Source organism: Streptomyces sp. NPDC093221 (assembly GCF_044753885.1).
Classification (GTDB): domain Bacteria; phylum Actinomycetota; class Actinomycetes; order Streptomycetales; family Streptomycetaceae; genus Actinacidiphila.
Genome location: NZ_JBIVOA010000008.1, coordinates 274,201 through 298,865 on the forward strand (window position 1 = coordinate 274,201; position 24,665 = coordinate 298,865).

General features: G+C 72.3%; 16 protein-coding genes. 10 read left to right on the forward strand and 6 right to left on the reverse strand.

The genetic code is table 11. From position 1 onward, the window contains the following. Positions 1-99: 99 nt before the first annotated feature. Entirely contained in the window at positions 100-1,107 is a 1,008-nt protein-coding gene (locus tag ACIQCJ_RS27665; protein ID WP_355339792.1) for a LacI family DNA-binding transcriptional regulator, read from the reverse strand. Between the two features lie 251 nt (positions 1,108-1,358). On the opposite strand from ACIQCJ_RS27665, the gene ACIQCJ_RS27670 reads away from it, so the two are divergent. Then, a complete protein-coding gene (locus ACIQCJ_RS27670; protein ID WP_401305639.1) occupies positions 1,359-2,501 on the forward strand; it encodes a mandelate racemase/muconate lactonizing enzyme family protein in 1,143 nt (380 codons plus the stop codon). A 37-nt stretch (positions 2,502-2,538) separates the two neighbouring features. On the opposite strand, the gene ACIQCJ_RS27675 is transcribed toward ACIQCJ_RS27670, so the two are convergent. Then, the gene (locus tag ACIQCJ_RS27675; RefSeq protein WP_355339787.1) at positions 2,539-3,177 is read right to left on the reverse strand and encodes an NAD(P)-binding domain-containing protein; all 639 of its coding nucleotides are present in this window, start codon (positions 3,175-3,177) and stop codon (positions 2,539-2,541) included. Positions 3,178-3,373: 196 nt separating this feature from the next. Between ACIQCJ_RS27675 and ACIQCJ_RS27680 the strand changes: the two genes are divergently transcribed. Next, complete coding sequence (locus ACIQCJ_RS27680; protein ID WP_402712876.1) at positions 3,374-3,844, forward strand: winged helix-turn-helix transcriptional regulator; 471 nt, start codon at positions 3,374-3,376, stop codon at positions 3,842-3,844. A 102-nt stretch (positions 3,845-3,946) separates the two neighbouring features. Here the strand turns inward: ACIQCJ_RS27680 and ACIQCJ_RS27685 are convergent, their stop codons facing one another. The 3 genes from ACIQCJ_RS27685 to ACIQCJ_RS27695 all read right to left on the reverse strand — a co-directional run bounded on the left by ACIQCJ_RS27685 (position 3,947) and on the right by ACIQCJ_RS27695 (position 8,925). Continuing rightward, on the reverse strand, positions 3,947-4,921 hold the full coding sequence (locus ACIQCJ_RS27685) for an aldo/keto reductase (protein WP_391041793.1): 975 nt from the start codon (positions 4,919-4,921) through the stop codon (positions 3,947-3,949). A 48-nt stretch (positions 4,922-4,969) separates the two neighbouring features. Further along, positions 4,970-5,833, reverse strand: a complete 864-nt coding sequence (locus tag ACIQCJ_RS27690; protein WP_355339778.1) for an aldo/keto reductase — start codon at positions 5,831-5,833, stop codon at positions 4,970-4,972. Between the two features lie 128 nt (positions 5,834-5,961). After that, a complete protein-coding gene (locus ACIQCJ_RS27695) occupies positions 5,962-8,925 on the reverse strand; it encodes a glycoside hydrolase family 3 C-terminal domain-containing protein (RefSeq protein WP_402712877.1) in 2,964 nt (987 codons plus the stop codon). Between the two features lie 387 nt (positions 8,926-9,312). Between ACIQCJ_RS27695 and ACIQCJ_RS27700 the strand changes: the two genes are divergently transcribed. The 8 genes from ACIQCJ_RS27700 (at position 9,313) to ACIQCJ_RS27735 (ending at position 22,619) form a co-directional block, all read left to right on the forward strand. After that, positions 9,313-10,992, forward strand: coding sequence for an ABC transporter substrate-binding protein (locus ACIQCJ_RS27700; RefSeq protein WP_402712878.1), 1,680 nt, complete (start codon positions 9,313-9,315; stop codon positions 10,990-10,992). 3 nt (positions 10,993-10,995) lie between these two features. Then, positions 10,996-12,033, forward strand: coding sequence for an ABC transporter permease (locus tag ACIQCJ_RS27705; protein ID WP_401851522.1), 1,038 nt, complete (start codon positions 10,996-10,998; stop codon positions 12,031-12,033). Next, on the forward strand, positions 12,030-12,995 hold the full coding sequence (locus tag ACIQCJ_RS27710; RefSeq protein ID WP_355339766.1) for a carbohydrate ABC transporter permease: 966 nt from the start codon (positions 12,030-12,032) through the stop codon (positions 12,993-12,995). Before ACIQCJ_RS27705 ends, ACIQCJ_RS27710 begins: the two co-directional genes overlap by 4 nt. A gap of 143 nt (positions 12,996-13,138) precedes the next feature. Next, entirely contained in the window at positions 13,139-14,170 is a 1,032-nt protein-coding gene (locus tag ACIQCJ_RS27715; RefSeq protein ID WP_402712879.1) for a LacI family DNA-binding transcriptional regulator, read from the forward strand. 118 nt (positions 14,171-14,288) lie between these two features. After that, entirely contained in the window at positions 14,289-16,322 is a 2,034-nt protein-coding gene (locus tag ACIQCJ_RS27720) for a TIM-barrel domain-containing protein (RefSeq protein WP_402712880.1), read from the forward strand. A gap of 8 nt (positions 16,323-16,330) precedes the next feature. Beyond that, positions 16,331-18,361, forward strand: coding sequence for a beta-galactosidase (locus ACIQCJ_RS27725; protein ID WP_402712881.1), 2,031 nt, complete (start codon positions 16,331-16,333; stop codon positions 18,359-18,361). Between the two features lie 727 nt (positions 18,362-19,088). After that, a complete protein-coding gene (locus ACIQCJ_RS27730) occupies positions 19,089-21,104 on the forward strand; it encodes a protease pro-enzyme activation domain-containing protein (RefSeq protein ID WP_402712882.1) in 2,016 nt (671 codons plus the stop codon). Positions 21,105-21,299: 195 nt separating this feature from the next. Continuing rightward, positions 21,300-22,619, forward strand: coding sequence for a hypothetical protein (locus tag ACIQCJ_RS27735; RefSeq protein ID WP_402712883.1), 1,320 nt, complete (start codon positions 21,300-21,302; stop codon positions 22,617-22,619). Between the two features lie 63 nt (positions 22,620-22,682). Here ACIQCJ_RS27735 and ACIQCJ_RS27740 read toward each other — a convergent pair whose 3' ends face one another. Continuing rightward, positions 22,683-24,617 carry a transglycosylase domain-containing protein gene (locus tag ACIQCJ_RS27740; RefSeq protein WP_402712884.1) on the reverse strand — a complete coding sequence of 645 codons (1,935 nt, stop codon included), beginning with the start codon at positions 24,615-24,617 and terminating at the stop codon, positions 22,683-22,685. Positions 24,618-24,665 lie beyond the last annotated feature (48 nt).

Sequence of the window (24,665 nt, forward strand, 5' to 3'; positions counted from 1 at the left end):
TGCGGGGTGCCTTGCTGTGAATGGGGGGACGCGGTTCCCGGGGCGGGTCGCGCCGATGTGCGCCGTGGCGGCCGGTGGGCCGCGGGTACGGCGGGTGACTCAGCGGCCCGGCGCGGGCCCGGTGGAGGCGCGGGGGACCAGCCGGGAGCCGATCTCCACGAAGGGGGTGGCCCGCGGGTCGGCGGGCGCGTCGGCACGCGCCGCGCCGTGGCCCGCGATCGTCTCCAGGAGCAGGTCGGCCGCCCGGGTGGCGACCTCCTCCGGGTCGATCCTGATGGTGGTGAGGCTGGGGGTGGAGACGGACGCGAGCAGGGTGTCGTCGATGCCGATGACGCTGACGTCACCGGGCACGCTCACGCCGAGGCTCGCCATCTGGTGCAGGACGCCGAGGGCGACCAGGTCGTTGTGGGCGAGCACGGCCGTCGCGCCGTGCGCGGCGACCAGCGTGGCGGCCAGCACGCCTGTCTCGAACCGCGGCTCGTAGGGCCCGAGTTCGACGAAGGAGACGTCCTGCGCCTCGAAGGACTCGTGGATGGACTTGCCGCGGCTCAGCTCGTCCCGTGAGGCGTTGATGAACACGCACCGGCGGTGGCCGTACGCGCGCAGGTGCTCCACGGCCTGCGCGATCCCGGCCGACAGCGAGATCCGTACCTCGGGGATGCCGGGCACATGGCGGTTGACGACCACCAGCGGCATCTGGTCGGCCAGTTCGCCCAGCCGGTCCTCGGTGAGCGTGGACGCCCACAGCACCAGGCCGTCGACCCGCTTGGAGACCGCCGCGATCGTCTCCAGCTCGTCGGCCTCGCGCTCGTCGCTGTCGGCGACCAGCACGGTGTAGCCGAGCCGCCGGGCGCGGGCCTGCATCGCCTTGACGATGGGCGGGAAGAACGGGTTGGCGATGTCGGGGATGATCAGCCCGAGCGTGCCCGTGCCGCCGCCGCGCAGGCTGCGCGCCGCCGGGTTCGGCGCGTAACCGAGCTTCGCCGCGGCCTCCAGGATGCGCTGCCGGGTCTTCGGCTGCACCTGGTCGGGCGCCGTGAAGGCGCGGGAGACCGTCGACACCGATACGCCCGCGGCGCTCGCCACCTCCCGGATCGTGATTGCCACGGACCGCCTCCTCGCGTCGCTGCTGCCGGATGCCGTGGATCCTTGCGAACGTTCCCGGAGGTGTCAAGAGTGTTACCGCAATGAAAATCTCCAGTGCAGCAGGGTCTTGCGGATCAGGGCGGTCCTTGCGGATGATGCGTTCTCAGCAAGCATGATGAAGTTGCGGGAACGTTTTCATAGCGGCTCACCGGCCGCGGACGGCACCGCGCACAGTGCCTCACTCGCGGGGGCCTCACTCACGGAGGAGCGGGATGAAGATCACCGGCCTGGAAGTGCTGACCCTCCCCGACCACGGCGACAGCATGATGCTGGTGGTGGTCGACACCGACGAGGGCATCCACGGCCTGGGCGAGGTCGGCATCAGATCCCGGCAGCGGGCGGTCGCGGGCGGCCTCGAACACCTCGCGGAGCTGATCGTCGGCGAGGACCCGCGGCGCATAGAGCACCTGTGGCAGGTGATGTTCCGCCGCGGCTTCTTCCCCGCCGACCGCATCATCGGCGCCGCCATCGCCGCCGTGGACGTCGCCCTGTGGGACATCCGCGGCAAGGCGCTCGGCGTACCGGTGCACGACCTGCTCGGCGGACGCGTACGGGACTGGGTCCCGGCGTACGTGCACGTCGGCGACGACTACCACGACCGCGAGCGATTCCTCGACCGCTGCCGGGAGTTGGTCGCCGACGGCTGGCGGCATGTGCGCTTCTCCGCGCCGCACGACGTGGACGACGTCCTCGACGCCCGGCGCTGCCTGCGCGATTCGGTGAGCCTGTTCCACGCGGTGCGGGACGCGCTCGGCGACGAGATCGAGCTGATCCTGGACGTGCACACCCGGCTCGACCCGCCGGAGGCGGTCACCCTGTGCCGCGAGATCGAGGCGGCCCGCCCGTACTTCGTCGAGGACCCGCTGCGCAGCGAGAACCCCGAGAGCTACCGGATGCTGCGCGCGCGGACCGGCGTACCGCTGGCGGCGGGCGAACAGTACGGCTCCAAATGGGAGTTCAGGACCCTGATCGAGGAGGAGCTGATCGACTACGCCCGCGTCGACATCGGGGTGGCGGCCGGGCTGACCGAGGCGAAGAAGATCGCCGCGATGGCGGAGACCCACCACATCAAGCTCGCCACCCACAATCCGCTGGGCCCGGTCACCGCCGCGTCCTCGCTCCAGCTCAACCTGGCCTGCCCGAATGTGGCGATCCAGGAGCACCAGACGGACCCCGAGCCCGCCATCGCCGCGCTCTTCCCCACCCGCCCGGCCATCTCCCCCGGCCGCGTCACCCCGACCGACGCGCCGGGCCTCGGCGTCACCCTCGACCGCGACGCCGCCCGCGCCCACCGCGCCACGACGACCGAGCGGCCCCATCTGCGCACGCCGGACGGTGCCTTCACCAACTGGTAGAAGGATCAGGGCACTTCGGACGCGGATTCGGCGGGCGTTACGCGACCGGGGACGGGACGACCGGGACGGCCGCGTTGGGGTCGTGGCCCGCGAAGGCCAGGGTGATGACGAAGCCCGCGACCTCCTCGACCTGGCGGGCCCGGTCCAGTCCGCCGAGGACGGCCGGGGTCGCGGCCACATCCCGGACGAGGCGGGCGACCACGTCCAGCGCGGCCGGGTCGTCGCCGCAGATCGGGACGGTGACGGTGGGCCCGACGGGGTCGGTCCACTGGGTGGAGGGGAAGAGGTGGAACGCCTTGACCACATGCGCGCCGGGGGCGCGGGCGGCGACGCGCCCGGCCATGGACTCGGCGGGTCCCGTCAGCAGGACTCCGGCGCCGTGCGCCACCGCGTTCGTGGGGTCGATCAGCGGCGTCCCGGCCAGCAGTCCCTCGGTCGCGCCCGCCGCGCCCAGCATGTCCTCCGCGCCGTCCCAGGCGACGGCGAGCAGCACCGCGTCCCGCCCGCTGACGGCCGTCCGGGGCGCGACGGCCCGCGTGCCGCGGCCCAGCGCCTCGGCGAGCGCCGCCGCCTTGGCCGTCGAGCGCCCCGCGACCACCACCTCGTGCCCGGCGCGCAGCCAGCCCTCGCCCAGCGCCCGCGCCAGCGTTCCCGTACCGAGAATCCCGATCCGCATCCTTCGCTCCCTCGACCGTGCCCCTGTGCCGTGGCCCGCGCCGCGCCCGTGGCCTGTGCCGTGACCAGCGCCTTGACCCGCGCTGCGACCAGTCCCCGCCCGGCGCCGTGACCAGCGGCGATCGTCTGACGGATACGGTAGGGAAGCCGATACGCACCGGCCGGTGCGCGAGGGACGGACCATGATGGGTGGCGCGATGAGCCCTCACGAGAGCCCCGACGAGACGCGCGAGAGCCCCGGCGCGCACTGCTACGAACGGGTCGCCGACTGCCGGCTGCGCGCGGCCACCGACCTGTTCGCCCACACCTGGGACCCGGTCGTGCTCGCGGCGCTGCGCACGGGCCCGCGCCGCCGCCGCGCGCTGCGCGCCGCGATCGGCGGGATCAGCGACAAGGTCCTGACCGAGACGCTGCACCGGCTGCTCGGGAACGGCCTGGTGGGCCGCCGGGCGTACGCGGAGGCGCCGCCGCGCGTCGAGTACGGGCTGACCGCGCTGGGCGAGAGCCTGGTCGACGGCCCGATGCGGGCGCTCGGCCGCTGGGCCCTCGACCACGGCGACGAACTCCTCGACGCCCAGGAGGCGGCGCATACGGCGGCGGATGCAGCGGCGCATACGGCGACGCATACGGCGGCGCGCGAAGCGGCGCGGGGCGCCGAGGAGTGGTGAGCAGTCGGTGAGCGGTGATGAGCGGTGCGTCGCGGTGGCTCGCTGTGGTTCACGGTGGCTGCCGTGGCTCGCGGTGGCTCGCCGTGGTGAGGCGACAGCCCGCTACGACGCGTAGAAGTTCCGCTGCCAGCGGTGCTTGGCGAGGATCGCGAGCTGCTCGTCGGTCAGCGGCGTCCCGTCGCTGACCGCGGTGTTGCGCTCGACATTGCGCACCGACCGCATGCCGGGGATGACGGTGGAGACGGCCGGCGCGCTGAGGACGTAGCGCAGGGCGGTCTCGGCGATGGCGTCGGGGGCGATGCCCAGGTCGTCCACGATCGCCCGGACGCGCTGCTCGACCTGGGCCGGGCGGTCGCCGCGGAAGTAGCGGTTGCGGAAGTCGCCCTCGGGGAAGGTCGTACCGGCCGTGACCGCGCCGGTCAGACCGCCCTCGTCGAGCGCGACGCGGACGATCACGCCGACGCCGTGCTCCTGGCAGGCGGGCAGCAGCGATTCGGCGGGCGTCTGCTCGAAGATGTTGTAGATGACCTGGACGGTGTCCACGACACCGCTGCGGACCAGCGCCAGCGAGTTGTCCGTCTCGTGGTCGTTGATCGAGACGCCGAACAGCCGGATCTTGCCCTGCTGCTTGAGGTCGGCGACGGTCTCCAGCCAGTCGCCCCTGCCGACCCACTCGTCCCGCCAGACGTGGAACTGGAGCACGTCGAAGTGGTCGAGGCCGCTGGCGCGCAGGCTGGTCTCCAGGCTGGCGCGGATGTGCTCGCCGGAGAACGCCTCTTCCGCGGTCACCCCGGCGGGCGCGGGCCATGTGCCGTTGCCCGGCGGGACCTTGGTGGCGACCAGGATCTCGTCACCGGCCGCCGCCCGCTCGCGGACGACCCGGCCGACGATGCGCTCGCTCTCGCCGTAGCCGCGGGCGGTGTCGATGAGGTTCACGCCGAGGTCGACGGCCCGGTGCAGGGCGCGCACCGACTCGTCCTCGGTCGCGCCCACCCACGCCCCCTCGCCGATGCCCCAGGCGCCGTAGCCGATCTCCGACACGGACAGGCCGCTGCGGCCCAGTTCGCGGTAACGCACAGACTTCCTCTTCTCGGGGTTGCGGAATGCGAAGGCGCGGGCGGACCGTCAGCCGGCGGCGCTGAGCCGGGCGATCTCGTCGGCGTCCAGGGTGAGTTCGGCGGCGGCGACCGAGTCGCGGATGGTCTCGGGGCGGCTGGAGCCGGGGATCGGGACGACGACCGGGGACAGCGCGAGCAGCCAAGCCAGGCAGACCTGCTGCGGGCTGACGCCGTGCGCGGCGGCGACCTTTGCGAACTCCCCGTAGGAGGAGCCGAGTTCACCGGCGTGGGCGATACCGCCGAGCGGGCTCCACGGCAGGAAGGCGATGCCCAGCTCGTCGCAGAGCGTCAACTCCGGCTCGCTGGAGCGATACGCGGGTGAGAACTGGTTCTGCACCGACACCAGGCGCCCGCCCAGGATCTCCTGGGACAGCCGGATGCGGTCCGGGCTCGCGTTGGAGATGCCCGCCATCCGGATCTTGCCCGCGTCCAGCAGCTCGGCGAGCGCGCCGACCGACTCCTCGTACGGCACGGCGGGGTCGGGCCGGTGGAACTGGTAGAGGCCGATCGCCTCGACCCCGAGCCGCCGCAGCGACGCCTCGCAGGCCGCCTTGATGTGCTCGGGCCTGCCGTCCAGCGTCCACGAACCGTCGCCCGGCCGCAGGTGGCCGCCCTTGGTCGCGACCAGCACGCCGTCGCTGTCGCCGCCGTACGAGGCCAGCGCCTTCGCGATCAGCGACTCGTTGTGCCCGACCTCGTCGGCGTGCCAGTGGTACGCGTCCGCGGTGTCGATCAGGGTCACCCCGGCGTCGAGCGCCGCGTGGATCGTCGCGACGGAACGTGCCTCCTCCGGGCGCCCCTCGATCGACATGGGCATCCCGCCCAGCCCGATCGCGCTGACCTCGACGGCACCGATACGACGGCTCTGCATGGTTTCGCGCCTCTCTCATTCCACCTACGACGACAACGGACCTCCAGCTTCACCCGTCGGGCGGGCAGTCGTCCAATAGAAGAAAGCGAACGAATTAAGAAGCGCGGCCGTTCAATGCGCGCCGTGGCTCATTCCGCGAAGGTGAACCCGGCCAGCAGCGCGTCTCCGGTCAGTGTCCAGGTCAGCGTGTGCGGGCCGGGGCCGGGCGGGGCGGACAGCGGCGCGGTCAGCTCCGTCCAGGTGTGCCGGTCGGCGGTCGGCGGCGGGGTGAAGGCGGCCAGCGGCGCGCCGTCGCAGCGCAGCTCGATCCGGGACGGTACGGCGCAGGACCCGCCCTCGGCCGCCGGACGGCTGACCTCGACCGCGACCGTACGCGCCCCGGTCAGGCCGACGTCCCGGAAGACGGCGGTGGCCGGTTCCCCCGGCGCCGCGGGGCCGACCGCGTCACCGGATACGGGGCCCGCGTCCAGCAGCCGCAGCCCCGTACAGGCGTCGAAGTCCACGGCCGCCACACGCACTCCAACCGCCGTACGGGGAGCGGGAGTCGGGCCGGTGACCTCCAGCCGGGCGGTCGCGGCGACGTCCTGGACCCCGCGCGCCACGAGGACGTCGTACGCGCCCGGGTCCACGGTGAAGGCGCCGGTCCCGACATCCCAGTGCGCGAGCGCGTCGGCGGGCACCTCGACGCTCACCTCGCGCCGCTCGCCCGGCGCGAGCCGCACCTTGCGGAAGGCGGCGAGCCGCAGCAGCGGCGCGTCGTAACGGGCGTCCACCGCACGGGTGTAGAGCTGCACGGTCTCGGTGCCCGCGCGCTCCCCGGTGTTGACGACGGTCACCGTCGCCGTCACCGGCTCGCCCGGCGCGATCCGCGCCGCCGACAGCCGCAGGTCCTCGTAGCCGAACGTGGTGTACGACAGGCCGTGCCCGAACCCGTAGAGCGCGGGCGCGCGGTGGTACTGGTACGTCCAGCCCGCCGTGATGATGTCGTAGTCCAGCGGCGGCGGGAGCGGGTCGCCGCCGCGGTACCAGGTCTGCGGCAGCCGCCCGGTCGGCTCGCTCGCGCCGAGCAGCACCGCCGCCAGCGCCCGGCCGCTCTCCTGCCCGCCGTGCGCGGTCCACAGCACCGCGGGCACCCGCTCCTGCGCCCAGTCGAGCGCGTACGGATAACTGCTGGTCACGACCAGGACGGTGCGCGGCTGCGCGGCGGCGACCGCCCGCAGCAGCGCGTCCTGCGCGGGCGGCAGGTCGGTGTCGGGGCGGTCCTGCGTCTCACGGCCGTTGATCAGCGGGTCGTTGCCGAGGACGACGACGGCGGTGTCGGCCGCGGCGGCGGCGGCCCGCGCCTGCGCGATCCCGTCGCGTACGACCGTACGGCGCCAACTCTCGGCCTCCGCGGGGGTGTCGGCGCTCACCGTCACGCGCCCGGTCGCCCCGTCCACGGCCGCGTACCGGCCGCTGTGCACATGCCGCAGCAGCTCCGTACCGTCCGCCCGCTCCTCGATGCGGAAGGTCTCCTGGACGTCCCAGCCGTTGGGCAGCGTCTGATCCGCCGTCAACACTCTTTGCCCGGAAGCGTTTTCGTCGCCGTCGCTGGGAACACCTCCGTCGCGCGCGGTCAGATAGCGGCCGGTGCGGGCGCTGCGCAGGGTCAGCACCCCGCCGCCCCAGTCGAAGACGTCGAAGCAGAAGTCGTCGGCCGGGACCTCGGCCGCCGGGGCCGCGAGCAGCAGCGGGCCCGCCGGGTCGCCGGCGGGCACCGACAGCGCGCCGTCCGACGAGGTGGCGTGCAGGGCGATCCGGTCGACGCCCTCGACCACGGCGGTCACCTCGTCGCCGCGCGCGGCCAGCGCGGCCGTCAGCCCGTCGGCGGCCGTGATCCGGTACGGCATCGTGCCGCTGTACCAGTCCTCGAAGAGGGTGTCCGCGAGCGGCCCGATCACCGCGACCTTGTGCGATGCCCCCGCGACCGGCTCCAGCGGCAGCGTCCCGTCGTTCTTCAGCAGCACCACCGCCTCCGTGGCCGCGCGCAGGGCGAGTTCGCGGTGCGCGGGCGAGTCGACGGCGTCCCAGCCGATGGCCGCGTACGGGTCGCGCTCCGGGTCGAACTCGCCGAGCCGGAAGCGGATCGCGAGCTGCCGCCGTACCGCGCGCGTCACGTCGTCCTCGTCGATCAGCCCGCGCCGCAGCGCCTCCTGGAGGCGGCCGACGGTGACGGCGGAGTCCTCGCCATGGTCGGTGAAGCTGTCGACCCCGGCGCGCAGCGCCGCCGCGTGCGACTCGGCGTGGTCGGTGAAGTAGTGCTCGGGGTCGACCAGATTGCTCGGCGCCTCGGCGTCGCTGACCACGAACAGCTCGTGCCCGGTGGGCGCTGCCCAGCGCCGCAGCTCCGACTCGATCAGCGGACTGACGTGGCAGGGACGGCCGTTGACCAGGTTGTACGCGAGCATCGCGCCGGTCGCGGCGCCCGAGGCGACGGCCGGGCGGAAGGCGGCGAGGTCGTACTCGTGCAGCACGCGCGGGCGCAGCCCCGAGGAGGTGACGCAGCGGTCGTCCTCGTTGTTGTAGGCGAGGAAGTGCTTGAGGATCGGGGCCGTGCGCAGGTGCTCGGGGTCGTCGCCCGCCATGCCCCGGCAGTAGGCGTCGCCCAGGCGCGCGGTGAGCAGCGGGTCCTCCGCGTAGCCCTCCTCGTTGCGCCCCCAGCGCGGGTCGCGGAGCAGATTCACCACCGGCGCCCACGCCTGGAGGCTGATCGGCCCGGCGCCGATGGGTGCGGCCCTGTGGTGGTGGAAGGCGCGCTGCTCGACGGAGACGGCCGTCGCGACCGCGTGCGTCAGCTCCTCGTCCCAGGTGGCGCCCAGGCCCACGGCCTGCGGAAAGGTGGTGGCGGTGCCGAGCCACGCGACGCCGTGCAGCGCCTCGGTGCCGGTGCGGAAGGCGGCGATGCCCAGCCGGGGCACGGCCGGGGCGTACTGGTGCAGCAGCGCCACGCGTTCGTCGGGGGTGAGCCTGCCGAGCAGGTCCTCGACCCGTTCGCGCAGCGGCAGTTCCGCGTCGCGGAAGGGCGGCCGGTCGTGCACGGGCGTCGTACTCACTGAGGCAAACCCCTTGGGCCGGTGACGTGGTGAAGCGCTTCGCCGAAGCTGACACGCCGCCGACGAGGGTGTCAACGGGTCGCGCACAACCTCCGTCCGGCGCACCGCTGTCGAATTCATCGAACGCCCTGACCAGGGCGGCGATGATGTCCGCAGGACCGTACGAGGCCGGAATCCGCCCGCCGGACAGTCGCGTCAGAACTCTTGTCGGAACCGAAACACGTGGTTACTGTCGCCGACACATCGAAGCGCTTCGACAGTCCTCTTCGACACTCTCCCCGGCGCCTCGCCCCCTCCACGCGGCACCGGCACGGCAAAACGGCACCCACGGCACGCACCCTCGGCGTCCCCCCGGATCGGACCACCCCACACGGCGAAGGACCCACCATGACCAGCCAGTTGAACCGCAGAACCTTTGTGAGCGCGGCGGCGGCGACAGCCGGAGCCGCGGCGCTGTCCCCGCTGCTGACCGCCTGCGGAAGCGGGTCGAGCAGCAAGGGTGGCACCAGCAGCAAGAGCGGACTGAAGGCGGCGCTGCCGCAGTTCACCGCGAGCCGCTCGGTCACGGCGGACATCCCGGCGGTGCCGGGCGCCGCGGGCACCGCCACCGACCCCGGCTTCCTGACCTACCCGGCGAGCCCGGTGAAGACGGTCGACGGCGTGCCGGGCAAGGGCGGCAGCTACACCGCCGTCACCCCGCTGTGGGGCACCATCCCGGAGCCGGGCAACTCCTTCTACCAGGCCATGAGCAAGGCCCTCGGCGTGACGCTGACGATGAAGCCCGCCGACGGCAACCACTACGACACCGCCATCCCCACCATGACGGCGGCCAAGAAGCTGCCGGACTGGATCCAGCTCCCCACCTGGTGGAACGCCAGCTTCAACGTCGGCAAGCTGGCCGGCACCCAACTGGCCGACCTCACGCCGTACCTGGCGGGCGACGCGGTCAAGGACTACCCGAACCTCGCCGCGATCCCGACCGGCGCCTGGCAGGCCGGGGTGTGGGAGGACAAGCTCTACGGCATCCCGTCCTTCTCCAGCGGCTTCGTCGTCGCGGGCACCACCTACCACCGGGCCGACATCCTCCAGGCCAAGGGCATCAACCCGGACGAGATCTCCTCGGCCGCCGATCTCCTCGCGCTCGGCAAGGAGTTGACGAACGCCAAGGGCGGCGTGTGGGCCTTCGACGACCTGTGGACGTATCTCTCCCCGTTCTGGGGCGTGCCCAACAAGTGGACGGTCAAGGACGGCAAGCTGGTCCACAAGTACGAGGGCCAGGAGCTGCTGGAGGCGCTGGACTGGCACTACAAGCTCGCCAAGTCCGGCTACATGCACCCGGACGCGCTCGCGGGCAACACCAACGACGGCAAGAACCGCTTCTACGCGGGCAAGGTCGTCGTCACCGGTGACGGCACCGGCGCGTGGAACCTCGCCGACGCGCAGGCGGGCACGGCGGCCGATCCGAAGTACCGGCGCGGCGCGTTCAAGGTCTTCGCCGCCGACGGCACGTCGAAGCCCGGCATCTTCCTCGGCAACTCCACCAGCCTGATGAGCTATCTCAACATCAAGCTGTCGAAGGACCGGATCAAGGAGCTGCTGGCGGTCGCCAACTACCTGGCCGCGCCCTACGGTTCCGCCGAGTACACGATGGTCAACTACGGCGCCGAGGGCGTCCACTACACGATGGACAACGGCACGCCCACCTTCACCGACGAGGGCAAGAAGGACGTCCAGCAGCAGACGTACCCGTTCCTGGCCACCTGCTCCGCGGTGATCAGCAATCCGGGCGCCCCGCAGGTGACCAAGGACTACGCGGCCTGGCAGGCGGCAGCGGCGGCGACCGCGTACAAGCCGGTGTTCTGGAACATGAACATCACCGTGCCGCAGCGCTTCGCGACCGCCGACGCGGGCCAGGCCGTCGAGGACACCATCAAGGACTGCTACCACGGCAAGAAGAAGGTCTCCGACGTGCAGGCCGCGATCTCCTCGTGGAAGAGCAGCGGCGGCACGCGGTTGACGACGTGGATGCAGACGAACGTGCTCGACAAGTACGGCTCGGGGCAGTAGGCGGTGGCCGCGATCATCACCGGGAAGGCGGACGGGACACCGGGGAAGCCGGCCGCCGCGGACGGGGACACCGGCAAGGGCGCACGCGACGGCAAGAAGGGCTCACGCGAGGCCAAGAGCACGGCGCACGGCGGCCTGACCTGGCGCGTGCGGCTGCGCCGCGACAAGTCGCTGCTGCTGATGACCCTCCCGGCCGTCGCGCTGCTGCTGGTCTTCAACTACGCGCCGCTGTTCGGCCTGGTCACCGCCTTCGAGTACTACGACCCGCTGGTCGGCGTCCGCAACAGCGACTTCGCGGGCCTGGAGCAGTTCCGGCAGCTCTTCCACGACCCGCTGTTCTGGGGCGCGTTGCGCAACACGCTCTTCCTCAGCTCCGTCCAGATCGTCCTCTTCTTCCCGGTGCCGATCGCGCTCGCCCTGATGCTCAACACCGTGATCAGCGAACGGCTGCGGAATTTCGTGCAGTCCATCGTCTATCTGCCGCACTTCTTCTCCTGGGTGCTGACGATCACCGTCTTCCAGCAGATGCTCGGCGGCGCGGGCGTGCTCAACCAGTTCCTGCGCCGGCACTCGATCGGCACCTGGGACGTGATGACCGACCCGCACACCTTCGCGCTGCTCATCACCTCGCAGGCGGTGTGGAAGGAGGCGGGCTGGGGCATCATCGTCTTCCTCGCGGCGCTCGCGGCCATCGACCAGAACCAGTACGAGGCCGCGGCCGTCGACGGCGCGGGCCGGTGGCGCCGGATGTGGCACATCACGCTGCCCGGCATGCGCGGGGTGATCGTGCTGATGCTCGTGCTGCGGCTCGGCAACGCGCTGACCGTCGGCTTCGAGCAGTTCCTGATCCAGCGCGGCGCGGTCGGCCACGACGCGGCCGACGTCCTGGACACCTTCTCCTTCTACTACGGCATCGCCACCAACAACTACAGCTACGGCGCCGCCGCCGGTCTGTTCAAGAGCGTCATCTCGCTGCTGCTGATCTGGGGCGCGAACCGGCTGGCGCACTCCTTCGGCGAGGACGGGTTGTACCGCAGATGACCGACACACTGACCGTGGGCGGCGACCGCGCCGGCCGTACGCGGAACCCCCGTGCGCGCAAGGGCCCGCAGCGCCCGTCGTGGGAGGAGGCGCCGGGCGTCGCCGGGCAGACCTTCAAGGGCGCCACCTTGGCCCTGGTCGTGGCGGCCGTCCTGGTGCCGCTGTGGATCGTGGCGCTGACCAGCCTCTCCACGCCGGGCGCGATCGGCCGCGCGGGCGGCCTGGTGATCTGGCCGGACGGGGTGACGCTCAACGCCTACCGGCTGATGCTGGAGAACGGCGCGGTCACCCGCGCCCTGCTGGTCAGCCTCGGCGTCACGGGCGTCGGCACCGCGATCTCGATGGTGGTCTCCGTGCTGTGCGCATACGGCCTGTCGCGCTCCGGGTCGCTCGGCCACCGGGCGATCCTGATGGTGCTGATCGTCACCATGTTCGTCAGCGGCGGCCTGATCCCGACGTACCTCGTCGTCACCGGCCTCGGCGGCTACGGCCAGTACTGGGCGCTGATCCTGCCCAGCGCGATCTCCGTGTTCAACATCCTCGTGCTGCGCGCCTTCTACTCCGGCACCTCCGCGGAACTCATCGACGCGGCGCGGATGGACGGCGCGAACGACTGGCGCATCCTGTGGTCGGTCGTGCTGCCCACCTCGCGGGCCGTGACCGCCGTCGTCACGCTCTTCTACGCGGTCGGATACTGGAACTCCTTCTTCAATGTCATGCTCTACATGCCCACGGACAGCCCCAAGTGGCCGTTGCAGTACGTGCTGCTGGAGTACGTCAACTACGGGATGAACATGCCGGGTTCGGTGAACAGCGGCTTCGGCACCGCGCACGCGCAGACCGCGCCGCTGTCGCTTCAGATGGCCGTCGTGGTGCTCACCCTCGTACCGATCCTGATGGTCTACCCCTTCATGCAGAAGCACTTCAAGACCGGCGTGCTGACCGGAGCGGTCAAGGGATGAGCGGTCAGGGGACGGACGGTCACGGGATGAGCGGTCACGGGATGAGCGGTCACGGAATGAGCGGTCACGGAATGAGCGGTCGGGGCACGGGTGAACGTACGCAGGGGACCGCGGGGCCGCCACCACGACAGGAGCAGCACAGCATGAGGGGAAGCACCTCCGCCGTGACCATCGCCGAAGTGGCCAAGCACGCCGGGGTGTCGTCGAGCACGGTCAGCTATGTCATCAGCGGCAAGCGCTCGATCTCCGAGGCGACCAGGCGCCGGGTCGAGGCGGCCATCAGGGAGTTGGGCTACCACCCCAACGCGGGCGCGCGGGCGCTGGCGGGCAAGCGGTCGCACATCATCGCGCTGATGGTGCCGCTGCACACCGACGTCTACGTGCCGATCATGATGGAGATCGCCATCGCGGTGACCATGGCCGCGCGCGGCTTCGGCTACGACGTGCTGCTGATCACCAACGACGAGGGCCCGGACGGGGTGCGGCGGGTCGCGGCCAGCGGCCTGGCCGACGGCGTGATCCTGATGGACGTCGAGCTGGACGACGACCGCATCCCCGTCCTGCGGGCGCAGAACACGCACGCCGCGCTGATCGGACTGCCCGCCGACGCCACCGGACTGTCGTGCGTGGACCACGACTTCGCGGCGGCGGGCGCGCTGTGCGCCGACCACCTGGCCGACCTCGGCCACCACGACGTGGCCTTCATCGGCTACAGCCCGGCGGTCTACCGGCGGCACGCGGGGTACGCGGAGCGGACGCTGACCGGCTTCCGTACGAGGTCGGCCGAGCGCGGGCTGCGGATCGTGCACCGGCCGTGCGACGGGACGTACGAGAGCACGGCGGGCGCCTTCACCCGCGTCCTCGCCGACCGGCCGGAGACCACCGGCTTCGTCGTGCAGAACGAGGGCGCGATCGGGCCGCTGCTGAGCCTGCTGCGGGCGGCCGGGCGGATCGTGCCCGAGGACGCCTCGGTGGTGGCGCTGTGCCCCGAGCCGCTGGCCGACCAGTACTCGCCGCGGCTGACCGCCGTCACCGGGCCCGCGCAGGATCTGGGGCGGCGCGCGGTGGAGCTGGTCATGCGGCGGATCGAAGGCGCGGACGCCGACGAAGTCGCGCTGCTCACACCTCTGTTGACCACACGCGAGAGCACGGGCCCGGCCCCGCACCGCGACTGAGCCCCGCTTCCCCCCAGTAGCGCCGCTTCCCTACCCCCGCTTCCCCCAATAGCGCCGCTTTCCCTACCCCCGCACGCCCGTTTCCGCCCTCGCACAGACACGTCAGGAGAGCCACCGCATGGCAGAGCACTTCCGCATCCGCGAGCACGCCCTCGAATGGCGGGCCAGGGGTGAGACGTTGCGGGTCGAGGCGTGGGGCCCGGACGCGGTCCGGGTGCGGTCCGCGCCCGCCGGGGAGATCGTCGAGGATCTGCCCGGCGCGCTGGACGCGCCGCCGCCCGGCGCCACCACCGCGATCACCGTGCACGGCGACTCGGCGACCCTCGTCAACGGCGCGTTGACCGTACGGATCGACGCCTGCGCCGAGGGCCGGCTGACCCCGGAACTGCCCGCCGCGGCGGGCCGGTTGACCTTTGTGCGCACCGACGACGGCGAGGAGCTGCTGGCCGAGGAGCCGCCGCACTTCTGGTGGCCGGGCCCGCGCCTCTACACGGCCACCGGCAACGGCTACCACCGCCTGGAGCAGCGCTTCCGCGCGTACGCGGACGAACGCTGCTACGGCCTGGGCCAGCACGGACACGGACTCTTCGACCAGAAGGGCGCGGTCCTCGACCTCGTGCAGCGCAACGGCGAGGTGACCGTGCCGCTGCTGATCTCCAGCCGCGGCTACGGCCTGCTGTGGAACTCCCCGGCGGTCGGCCGGGTCGAGCTGGGCGTCACCGGCACCCGCTGGGTCGCCGACAGCGCCCGGCAGATCGACTACTGGTTCACCGCGGGCGACCCCGGCGCGATCCTGCGCCGGTACGCCGACGCCACCGGCCACAGTCCCGAACTCCCGGACTGGGCAACGGGTTTCTGGCAGTGCAAGCTGCGCTACCGCACACAGGAGGAGCTGCTGGAGGTCGCCCGCGAGTACCGCCGCCGCGAGCTGCCGCTGTCCGTCATCGTCTGCGACTTCTTCCACTGGACGCACCTGGGCGACTGGCGCTTCGACCCGGCGGAGTGGCCGGACCCGGCCGCGATGGTCCGCGAACTCGACTCCATGGGCGTGAAGTTGATGGTCTCGGTGTGGCCGTCGGTCAGCCCGGCCAGCGAGAACCACGCGCCGATGTGGGACCGCGGGCTGCTGATCGGCACCGAGTACGGCCCGCTCGCGCACGCCGACTGGCCGGACAAGGGCCTCGGCGCGTACGCGGCGCAGGTCGCCTTCTACGACGCCACGCACCCCGAGGCCCGCGCGTACGTGTGGGAGAAGCTGGCCGCCAACTACCTGGCGCACGGCGTCTCGGTGTTCTGGCTGGACGCCGACGAACCGGAGCTGAAGCCCAACTACCCCGCCAATCTGCGCTTCCACGCGGGGCCCGGGCTCGAAGTCGCCAACCTCTACCCGCGCGAGCACGCGCGCATGGTGCACGACGGGCTGCGCGCGGCCGGGCACAGCGAGGTGCTGACCCTCAACCGCTCCTCGTGGGCGGGCGCCCAGCGCTACGGCGCCGCCCTGTGGTCGGGCGACATCGGCACCGACTTCGCGTCGCTGCGCGCCCAGATCACCGCCGGGCTCAATGTGATGCTCTCCGGCATCCCCTGGTGGACCACCGACATCGGCGGCTTCCACGGCGGCGACCCCGACGACCCCGCCTACCGCGAGGTGCTGGTCCGCTGGTTCCAGTACGGCGCCTTCTGCCCGCTGTTCCGCCTGCACGGCTTCCGCGGCCCGGAACAGGTCCTGGAGCCGGGCATGACCGGCCTGCCCAACGAGGTCTGGTCCTACGGCGGGCGGGCGTACGCGGTCCTGGCGTCGTATCTGCGGCTGCGCGAGCGGCTGCGGCCGTACATCGCCGAGCAGATGCGGGTGACGGCCCGCAGCGGGGTGCCGCCGATGCGGCCGCTGCTGCTGGAGTTCCCCGACGACCAGGACGCGTGGGGCATCCGCGACGCCTTCCTGCTCGGGCCCGACCTGCTGGTGGCGCCGGTCACCGAGGCGGGCGCGGTCACGCGGGAGGTCTACCTCCCGGCGGGCGCGCGGTGGACGGACGCGTGGACGGGCGAGGAGCACGACGGCGGCCGTACGGTGACGGCCGCGGCGCCGCTCGACCGCATTCCGCTGTTCCTGCGGGACGGCGCGCGGCTGCCGATCGCGGAGCCGAGGTGAGCCCTTCCATGAACACCGTCCCCGACTCCCGCGCCGATCCGGCCGGTTGGCTGACCGCCCGGCTCGGCGGCCCCGCCTTCGGCGGCGACTACAACCCCGAGCAGTTCGCCGACGACCCGGCCGTACGGCGCGAGGACGAGGAGCTGATGCGGCGGGCCGGGGTGAATCTGGTGACGCTGAACGTCTTCGGCTGGGCGGAGCTCGAACCGGAGCCGGGGCGCTACGACTTCGCGCCGCTGGACGCCCGGCTGGAGCGGCTGCACGCCGCGGGCGTGGCCGTGGACCTGGCCACGCCCACCGCGCAGCCGCCGCCGTGGTTCGGCCTCGCGCACCCCGACGCGCTGCCCGTCACCCCCGACGGCACCCGGCTGACCCACGGCAGCCGCGACACGTACTGCCTGGCCGCGCCCGCCTACCGGCAGGCCGCCCGCGCCGTCGCCGAGGCGCTGGCGGCCCGGTACGGCGAGCACCCGGCGGTCGCGCTGTGGCACGTGCACAACGAGTACGCGACCGTCTGCCACTGCGAGCACGCCGCCGACGCCTTCCGGCGCTGGCTGCGCGAGCGGTACGGCACCCTGGAGGCCGTCAACCGGGCCTGGGGCACCGCATTTTGGAGCCAGCGCTACGGCGCGTGGGAGCAGATCCAGCCGCCGCGCGCCACGCAGTGGCGGCCCAACCCCGGCCAGGTGCTGGACTTCCGGCGGTTCTGGTCGGACCTCGCGCTGACCGCCTACCGCAAGCAGCGCGACGCGATCCGGGCGCACAGCCGGGTGCCGGTCACCACCAACGTGATGCTGCCCGGCTACCAGGTGCTCGACCTGTGGGCGTTCGGCCGCGAGGTCGACCTGGTGGGCGTGGACCACTACCCGGACGCGCCGGGCCTGGACGCCGCCGCAGACACCGCCTTCGGCGCGGACCGGGCGCGCTCCTTCGGCGGCGGCAGGCCGTGGCTGCTGATCGAGCAGGCCACCAGCACCGTCTACGCGGGCGACCTCGTCCTCCCCAAGGAGCCGGGCGACATCCTGCGGCACTCGCTGAGCCACATCGCGCGCGGCTCGGAGGGCGTGCTGTTCTTCCAGTGGCGGCAGTCACCGGCCGGGGCGGAGATCTGGCACTCCGCGATGGTCCCGCACGCGGGGCCGGACACCCGGATCTTCCGCGAGACCGTCGAAACCGGCCGCGCCGTGGCCGCGCTGGCCGAGGTGACCGGCTCGACCGTACGGGCGCGGGCGGCCGTCCTGCACGACCCGGACGTGTGGTGGGCGCTGGACACCCCCGTCCTGCCCACGCCGGAACTCCCGTACCTGCCCGCGCTCAAGCGCGCCCACCGCGCCCTGTGGGACGCCGGGATCACCACCGACTTCGCGCACCCGTCCGCCGACCTGTCCGCGTACCGGCTCGTTCTCGCCCCCAGCCTGCACCTGGTCTCCGAGGAGTCCGCCGCCGCGCTCACCGCCTACGTCGAGGGCGGCGGCACCCTGCTGGTCGAGTGCTTCAGCGGCGCCGTCGACCCCCACTACCGCGCGTGGCCCGGCGGGGCGCCGGGCCCGCTGCGGCCACTGCTCGGCCTGCGCGCCGAGGAGTTCCGCCCCCTGCCGTCCGGCGCCGCCGTCCCCCTGACCGACGGCGGCGCCGGCACCACCTGGACCGAGGCGCTGCTGCTGGAGGGCGCGACGGCCGAAATCGGTTACGCGGAAGGGCCGTTGACCGGCCGGGCCGCCGTCACCCGGCACGCCCACGGCCGGGGCACCGCCTGGTACGCCTCCACCCGGCTGTCCCCCGCCTCGTACACCGCGCTGATCGGCGGCTTGATACGGGCCAGCGGCGCGGAGCCCGAACTCCCCGGTCTTCCGGCGGGCGTCGAGGCGGTCCGCCGCCACAGCGACGACGGCCGCGCGTACCTCTTCCTCCTCAACCACTCCCCGGCCGAGGTCCGCGTCCCCGTGCGGGGCCACGATCTCCTGGCGTCCCGCGCCCTTCCTTCCGAGGGCGCCGTCCTGCCGCCCGCGAGCGCCGTGGTCGTCCGCGAGGAGGGCTGAGGGGACCGCCCCGCCGGCTCGCGGGACGGGCACGGAACGTGACCCCGGCATCACCCGAACGAGTGAACGCTTCTCGGTCATCCTGGGATGGTCACGCAACCGGCTCTTCCCGAGGGGCGTCCCCTCCTGCGCAACAGGTGTGACGCTTGGGGTGGGAAGGGGGTCGGGCGTGGACACGGTGATTGTGCAGTTGCCCGAGGAATCCGAGGCACGGTGGGGAGAGGAACCGGCCGGGCGGCGCCCGAGGCTGCTGCGGCTCGGCCCCGGCGAGACGGCCGAGTTCGGGCGCGGGGGCTCCCCCGTGCGGACCGGTCCGGCCGGACACCCACCACCGTAGGCACGGCCCGGCGGGCCCGCTCCTGACAGATGACAGGGACGGCGGAACGCACCCGCGCCGCACCGGGACCCGCGGGGCCGCGGGCCGGACGCGCGTATACCCCGGCCGTCCGACGTGATCGCGCCAGCCCTTATGCGGCCCGAGACCCGGCATATGACCTAAGCCCGCCGAAATCCCCGCCCGGTGGTTAAAGGTCCAGCTAAGGACGGCTGTTCGGCATTCCCAGCGTCCGGAAGTGGCGTGCACACTACAGCCGTCGCCCGTCAAAAGCGTGCAACACGCAGCTATCGCACCACGATCCAGGTCTCGTCCTTGTCCTGTTCCTGACCTCACGTTGGAGTCGTCATCAACGACATACAAAAACCCCGTGTCGCACGGGCCCGCGCAGCGGTGGTCGCGGCGGCCTCGCTGGCCATGGTGTCCGGGTCCCTGATCCTCGCCATGCCCTCGCAGGCCAGCGGCCCCGCGCCCGCGGCCAAGACCATCGCGCAGAGCCACCCGGACTGGGCCACCGCCTCCGCCGACCAGGGCTCGGTCGCGGCGAACACCGAGATCACCGGCACCGTGTACCTGGCGGGCCAGGACGCCGCGGGCCTGACGAAGTACGCGACGGCCGTGTCCGACCCGAGCAACGCGAGCTACGGCGAGTTCCTGAGCCCGGCCGCGTACAAGGCGCGCTTCGGCGCCACCAAGGCGCAGGTCTCCGCGGTCCGGAAGTGGGCGGCCGACTCCGGCCTGAAGGTCGTGAGCACCTCCGACCACGCGATCACCGTCAAGGGCACCAACGCGGCGGTCACCAAGGCGTTCGGCACCGGCATCCACCAGTACCGCGTCTCGGGCACGCTGCGGCACGCCCCGGCCCGTGACGTCGTGGTCCCCGCGTCCGTCTCCTCCGCGATCCTCGGCGTGACGGGCTTCACCACGCCCGGCGCCAACGTCGCCAAGCCGAACTCGCACCGCGTGGACGATACCGCGGCCCGGTCCGCCGCGACCCCGGCAAGGAGCGGCAAGCCCGACGCCGGACTGCCGACCACCGCGACCTGCTCCGACTACTGGGGCCAGAAGATCGCCAAGGGCGCGCCGGCCGGATACACCACGTCCGACGTGCCGTTCGACCAGTGCTCGTTCTACCCCTCGCAGCTCCGCAAGGCGTACGGCATCACCGCCTCGGGACTGACCGGCAAGGGCGCGACGATCGCGATCGTGGACGCGTACGGCAGCTCCACCATGCTGGCGGACGCCAACCAGTACGCGACCGCGCACGGTGACAAGGCGTTCAGGTCCGGCCAGTACAGCGAGGTCGTCGACCCGTCGCAGTGGACCAACCAGGACCTGTGCGGCGGCCCCGAGGGCTGGGCGCCGGAAGAGGCGCTGGACGTCGAGATGGCGCACGGCCTCGCGCCCGACGCCAAGGTCGTCTACGTGGGCGCCAACTCCTGCGACGACAACGACCTGCTGGGTGCCATCAGCACCATCGTCGACAACCACCTGGCCGATGTCGTCTCCAACTCGTGGGGCGAGATCATGCACACCACGGACGACGCCGACGTCACCTCGTCGCTGATCGCCGCCTATGAGCAGGTCTTCAAGCAGGCCGCCGTCGAGGGCATCACCATCGGCTTCTCCGCGGGCGACTGCGGCGACAGCAGCCCGCTGGCCGCCGCGACCGGCGTCAACTGCCAGCCCGACACCTCGCGCGCGCAGGCCAACTGGCCCGACTCCGACCCGTGGGTGACCTCGGTCGGCGGCACCGCGCTCGGTCTGAAGGACAAGAGCGGCTCGTACGGCTTCGAGACCGACATGGGCACGCTGCGCTCCAACCTGTCGGCCGACGGCAAGAGCTGGACCCCCGCTCCCCCGGCCCCGTTCTACTTCGGCGGTGGCGGCGGCACCAGCGAGGACTTCGCACAGCCCGCGTACCAGCGCGGCGTCGTGCCCGGCTCGCTGTCGCACACGCTGATGACCGGCGCGAAGAGCCGTACGGCCCAGCGCGTCACGCCGGACGTCTCGATGAACGGTGACCTGTACACCTCGGTCCTCGTCGGCATCTCCGACGGCGCCCCGTACAGCGAGGGCGGCTACGGCGGCACCAGCGTCTCGGCGCCGGAATTCGCCGCGGTCCAGGCCGACGCCATCCAGGCCAGGCACCACGCCATCGGCTTCGCCAACCCGGCGATCTACGCCCGCGCCGGGCTGTTCAAGGACGTCGTGGACCAGAACGCCGCCCACCACCACAAGGCCCCGCTGAGCAACGTCGCCGACTTCGGCCTGGTCAACGGCACCCTCGCCGTGCGCCTCGCCGCCTTCGGCGAGGACACCTCGCTCAACGCGGTCCGCGGCTTCGACAACGCGACCGGTGTCGGCTCCCCGACCCTGTCCTACCTCCGCTCCTTCGGCCGCCGCTGACCGATCCCCCGAAGGGCCCGGCGGAGCGACCCTCCGCCGGGCCCTTCGGCATTCCCCGCCGCCGCCGATTCCGCCGTATCGGCTGTGACAGGACGCCCCGAACGCGCGTCTGCATACACAGCAAGGCGGTCAATACTGGCGCCGGACGTGTGCGGTGCCGGTGGGGAGCAAGGGGCGACGGTGAAATTAGCGGCGATGCGGTCGTGGGTCGGGCAGCGGCCGAAGGCGGCGGTGGCGGGGGCGTCGGCGGTGGGCGCCGCGGGAGTGGCGGTCGCGCTGGTCGCGACGCTGACCGGCGGAGGCGCAGGCGGGGACGGCGGTGGCAAGGCGGACGACGCGGCGGCGCGGTCGCGGGCGACGCCGACCAGCCGCGCGCCGAGCCCGAGGACGGCACGGCCACCGACGGGGACGCCGACACCGACGCCGACCGTCACCGAGACGAAGGGTCCGATCGGCGACGGGTCCACCGCGTACACCGGCCCGCAGCCGCACCAGCCGAAGCCGGAGAAGCTCAAGCCGGGCGAGAAACCGCCGCAGTTCGTGGTGTTCTCCTGGGACGGCGCGCTGGAGAACGACGACCATCTGTTCTCGCGCTTCCGGGAGTTGGCCAAGGAGAACAACGCGAACATGACGTTCTTCCTGTCCGGCATCTACCTGGTCCCGGACGCGAAGCGGTCGCTCTACCACCCGCCCCGGCACGCGGCCGGGACGTCCGCGATCGACTTCCCGACCGACGCGCACATCAAGGAGACGCTGGAGCAACTGCGGCTGGCCTGGCAGGACGGGGACGAGATCGGGACGCACTTCAACGGGCACTTCTGCGCGCCCGACGCGGGCGGCGGCGGCACGTGGAGCACCGCGGACTGGCGCAAGGAGATCGCCCAGGCGTACTCGTTCGTGGAGCACTGGAAGACGAACACCGGCTTCACCGACCTCCCGCCGCTGCCCTTCGACTACGGCCGTGAGCTGGTCGGCGGGCGCGCGCCGTGCCTGGAGGGGCAGAAGAATCTGCTGCCCGCGGCGAAGGCGCTTGGCTGGCGGTACGACGCCAGTTCGCCCGGCGACTTCCAGCTCTGGCCCGCCAAGTCGGGCGGGGTGTGGAACTTCCCGCTGGAGCTGATGCCCTACCCCGGCAAGGACTTCCAGGTCCTGTCGATGGACTTCAACTTCCTCTACAACCAGTCGGGCGGCGAGCAGACCCAGGGCGACCCGGCGAAGTTCCCGGCCTGGGAGCGCGAGACCCGGCAGGGCTATCTGAACGGCTTCGAGCGCGTCTACAACGGCAACCGGGCGCCGCTGTTCATCGGCAACCACTTCGAGACGTGGAACGGCGGCATCTACATGCAGGCCATCGAGGACGTGGTGAAGGACGTCTGCCACCGGGACGGGGTGCGCTGCGTGTCGTTCAAGGAGCTGTCCGACTGGCTGGACGTCCAGGATCCGGCGGTGCTGGCCGAATTGCGCGGCCTCGACCCGAGCGAGTCGCCGGACTGGACGACGTTTCCCGCCAAGTAGCCGGGCCTGGCGGAGAGATCAGGGAACCGGCGGCCGGGCCCCGCGCCGAGGGGCCCGGCCCGCTCAGCCGGCCGCCGCCACGTACCGCGTCCAGATGTCGACGGGATACGTGCTGCCGAACTCCTTCGTGGCCTTCGACGGCCCGCCGGTCCCGGTCAGCGGCAGCAACTCCTGCGTCTTCGGGTCGAGTCGGAAGACGGCGACCGACGTCGCCACCGCCGCGGCCCGCGCCCCCCTCGGTGGGTAGCCGACATACCAGGCGGACAGGTCCCCGGCCGCCGTGCCCGTCTTGCCCGCCAGATCCGTCCTGCCCGCGAGCCCGCCGCCCGCCCTCACCGCGCGGCGCGCGGTCCCGCCGGTCACCGCGTCCTTGAGCGCGTCGTCCACCTCGCCCGCCACCTTCGGGGTGAACGGGTGTGTGACAGCGGGCTGTTCGATGTCCACGCGCTGCCCGTCGCGGGTGACCTTGAGCACGGAGTACGGATCGGTGTGCGCGCCCGCGGCGGCGAAGGTGCCGTACGCGCTGGCGACCCGGATCGGGCTCGGGGTGACGCCGGTGCCGGTGGCGAAGGCGGGCACCTGCTCGCCGAAACCGCGCGGCAGCAGCCCGGCGTCGACGGACGCCTTCCGCACCCGGTCCAGGCCGACGTCCATGCCGAGTTGGGTGATCGGGCCGTTGACGGAGTCCGCCACCGCCTGCCGCAGGCTGATCCGCCCCCAGGACTTCCCGCCGTCGTTGCGGCTCTTCACGATCGTGCCGTCCCGGCTCCAGTACGGCCCCTCGGGCGTCCGTATCGGCACCTTGTCGTCGCCGTCGTAGACCGAGTCGGGGGTGACGGGCGTACGCGGCGCGCCGCGGGTGAGCAGCGCGCCGTCCCGCAGTCCGGCCGCGTAGACGAACGGCGCGTAGGCCGTACCGACCGGCACGATCGTGATGTTGGCGTCGTCGAAGCCCTGCTCGATGTAGTCGGGGCCGCCGTAGAGCGCGACGATCCGGCCGTCGGTGGCGACGGACGCGGCACCGACGCGGACGTTCCGGTCGGCGGTCCTCGCCTTCGGTGCGAGGCCCGCGGTCTCGTGCCGCACGGACTCGGCCAGGGCGTCGACGCGCGGGCGCTCGAAGGTCGTGTAGATCTGGTAGCCGCCCAGGTCGAAGCGCGCGTCGGAGATGTCGCCGTGCGCGGACACGTACGCCCGCGCGGTGTCGACGAGATAGCCGGTCTGCCCGCTCAGCCCCGCGGGTTTCGGCGGCGCCTTGGGCTCGGGGAAGACGGTGTACGCGGCGCGCTCGGCGCGCGAGAGCTGACCGGTCTTCACCATCCGGTCCAGCACCCACTTCCAACGGGCCACCGCCCGTTGGTGGTTGGCCGGGCTGATCGCGGGGTCGTAGAGCGCGGCGCCCTTGAGCAGCGTGGCGAGGAAGGCCCCCTCGCCGGCGTTGAGCTGGGAGACGTCCTTGCCGTAGTACGCCTTCGCGGCGCGCTGCACGCCGTACGTACCGCGCCCGAACCAGGCGGTGTTGAGGTAGCCGTCGAGGATCTGCCTCTTGCTCATCTTCTGGTCCAGCTTCACCGAGATGAACATCTCGGTGATCTTGCGGGAGAGCGTCTGGTTCTGGTTGAGGTAGACGTTCTTCACGTACTGCTGGGTGATGGTGGAGCCGCCCTGGGTATCGCCGCCGGTCACCATGGTGGCGACGGCCCGGCCGATGCCCTTCGGCGAGACGCCGTGGTCGGAGTAGAAGGAGGCGTTCTCGGCGGCCAGCACCGCCCACTGCACGCTCGTGGGTATCCGGTCCAGCGGCATCGCCTGCCGGTCCACCGGGCCCACCCGCGCCATCTCGGTGCCGTCGGCCCAGTAGTAGACGTTGTCCTGCTGCGTGGCGAATTCATTGAGGTCGGTGGGTATCCGGGTCCGCGCGTACGCCACTCCCACCACGGCGGTCAGCGTCACCAGCACCCACAGCGCCAGCAGCGACGCCTGGCGCAGCGACGGCACCCACCGCCGTATGCCGCGCCGCCCCGGCCGTGGATAGCGCGGCCGCAA

Coding starts and splice junctions, on each gene's coding strand:
- ACIQCJ_RS27670 (WP_401305639.1), top strand. CDS start 1,359: ATGAAGATCACCGGCCTGGAAGTGCTGACCCTCCCCGACCACGGCGAC.
- ACIQCJ_RS27675 (WP_355339787.1), bottom strand. CDS start 3,177: ATGCGGATCGGGATTCTCGGTACGGGAACGCTGGCGCGGGCGCTGGGC.
- ACIQCJ_RS27680 (WP_402712876.1), top strand. CDS start 3,374: ATGAGCCCTCACGAGAGCCCCGACGAGACGCGCGAGAGCCCCGGCGCG.
- ACIQCJ_RS27690 (WP_355339778.1), bottom strand. CDS start 5,833: ATGCAGAGCCGTCGTATCGGTGCCGTCGAGGTCAGCGCGATCGGGCTG.
- ACIQCJ_RS27700 (WP_402712878.1), top strand. CDS start 9,313: ATGACCAGCCAGTTGAACCGCAGAACCTTTGTGAGCGCGGCGGCGGCG.
- ACIQCJ_RS27710 (WP_355339766.1), top strand. CDS start 12,030: ATGACCGACACACTGACCGTGGGCGGCGACCGCGCCGGCCGTACGCGG.
- ACIQCJ_RS27715 (WP_402712879.1), top strand. CDS start 13,139: ATGAGGGGAAGCACCTCCGCCGTGACCATCGCCGAAGTGGCCAAGCAC.
- ACIQCJ_RS27720 (WP_402712880.1), top strand. CDS start 14,289: ATGGCAGAGCACTTCCGCATCCGCGAGCACGCCCTCGAATGGCGGGCC.
- ACIQCJ_RS27725 (WP_402712881.1), top strand. CDS start 16,331: ATGAACACCGTCCCCGACTCCCGCGCCGATCCGGCCGGTTGGCTGACC.
- ACIQCJ_RS27735 (WP_402712883.1), top strand. CDS start 21,300: ATGCGGTCGTGGGTCGGGCAGCGGCCGAAGGCGGCGGTGGCGGGGGCG.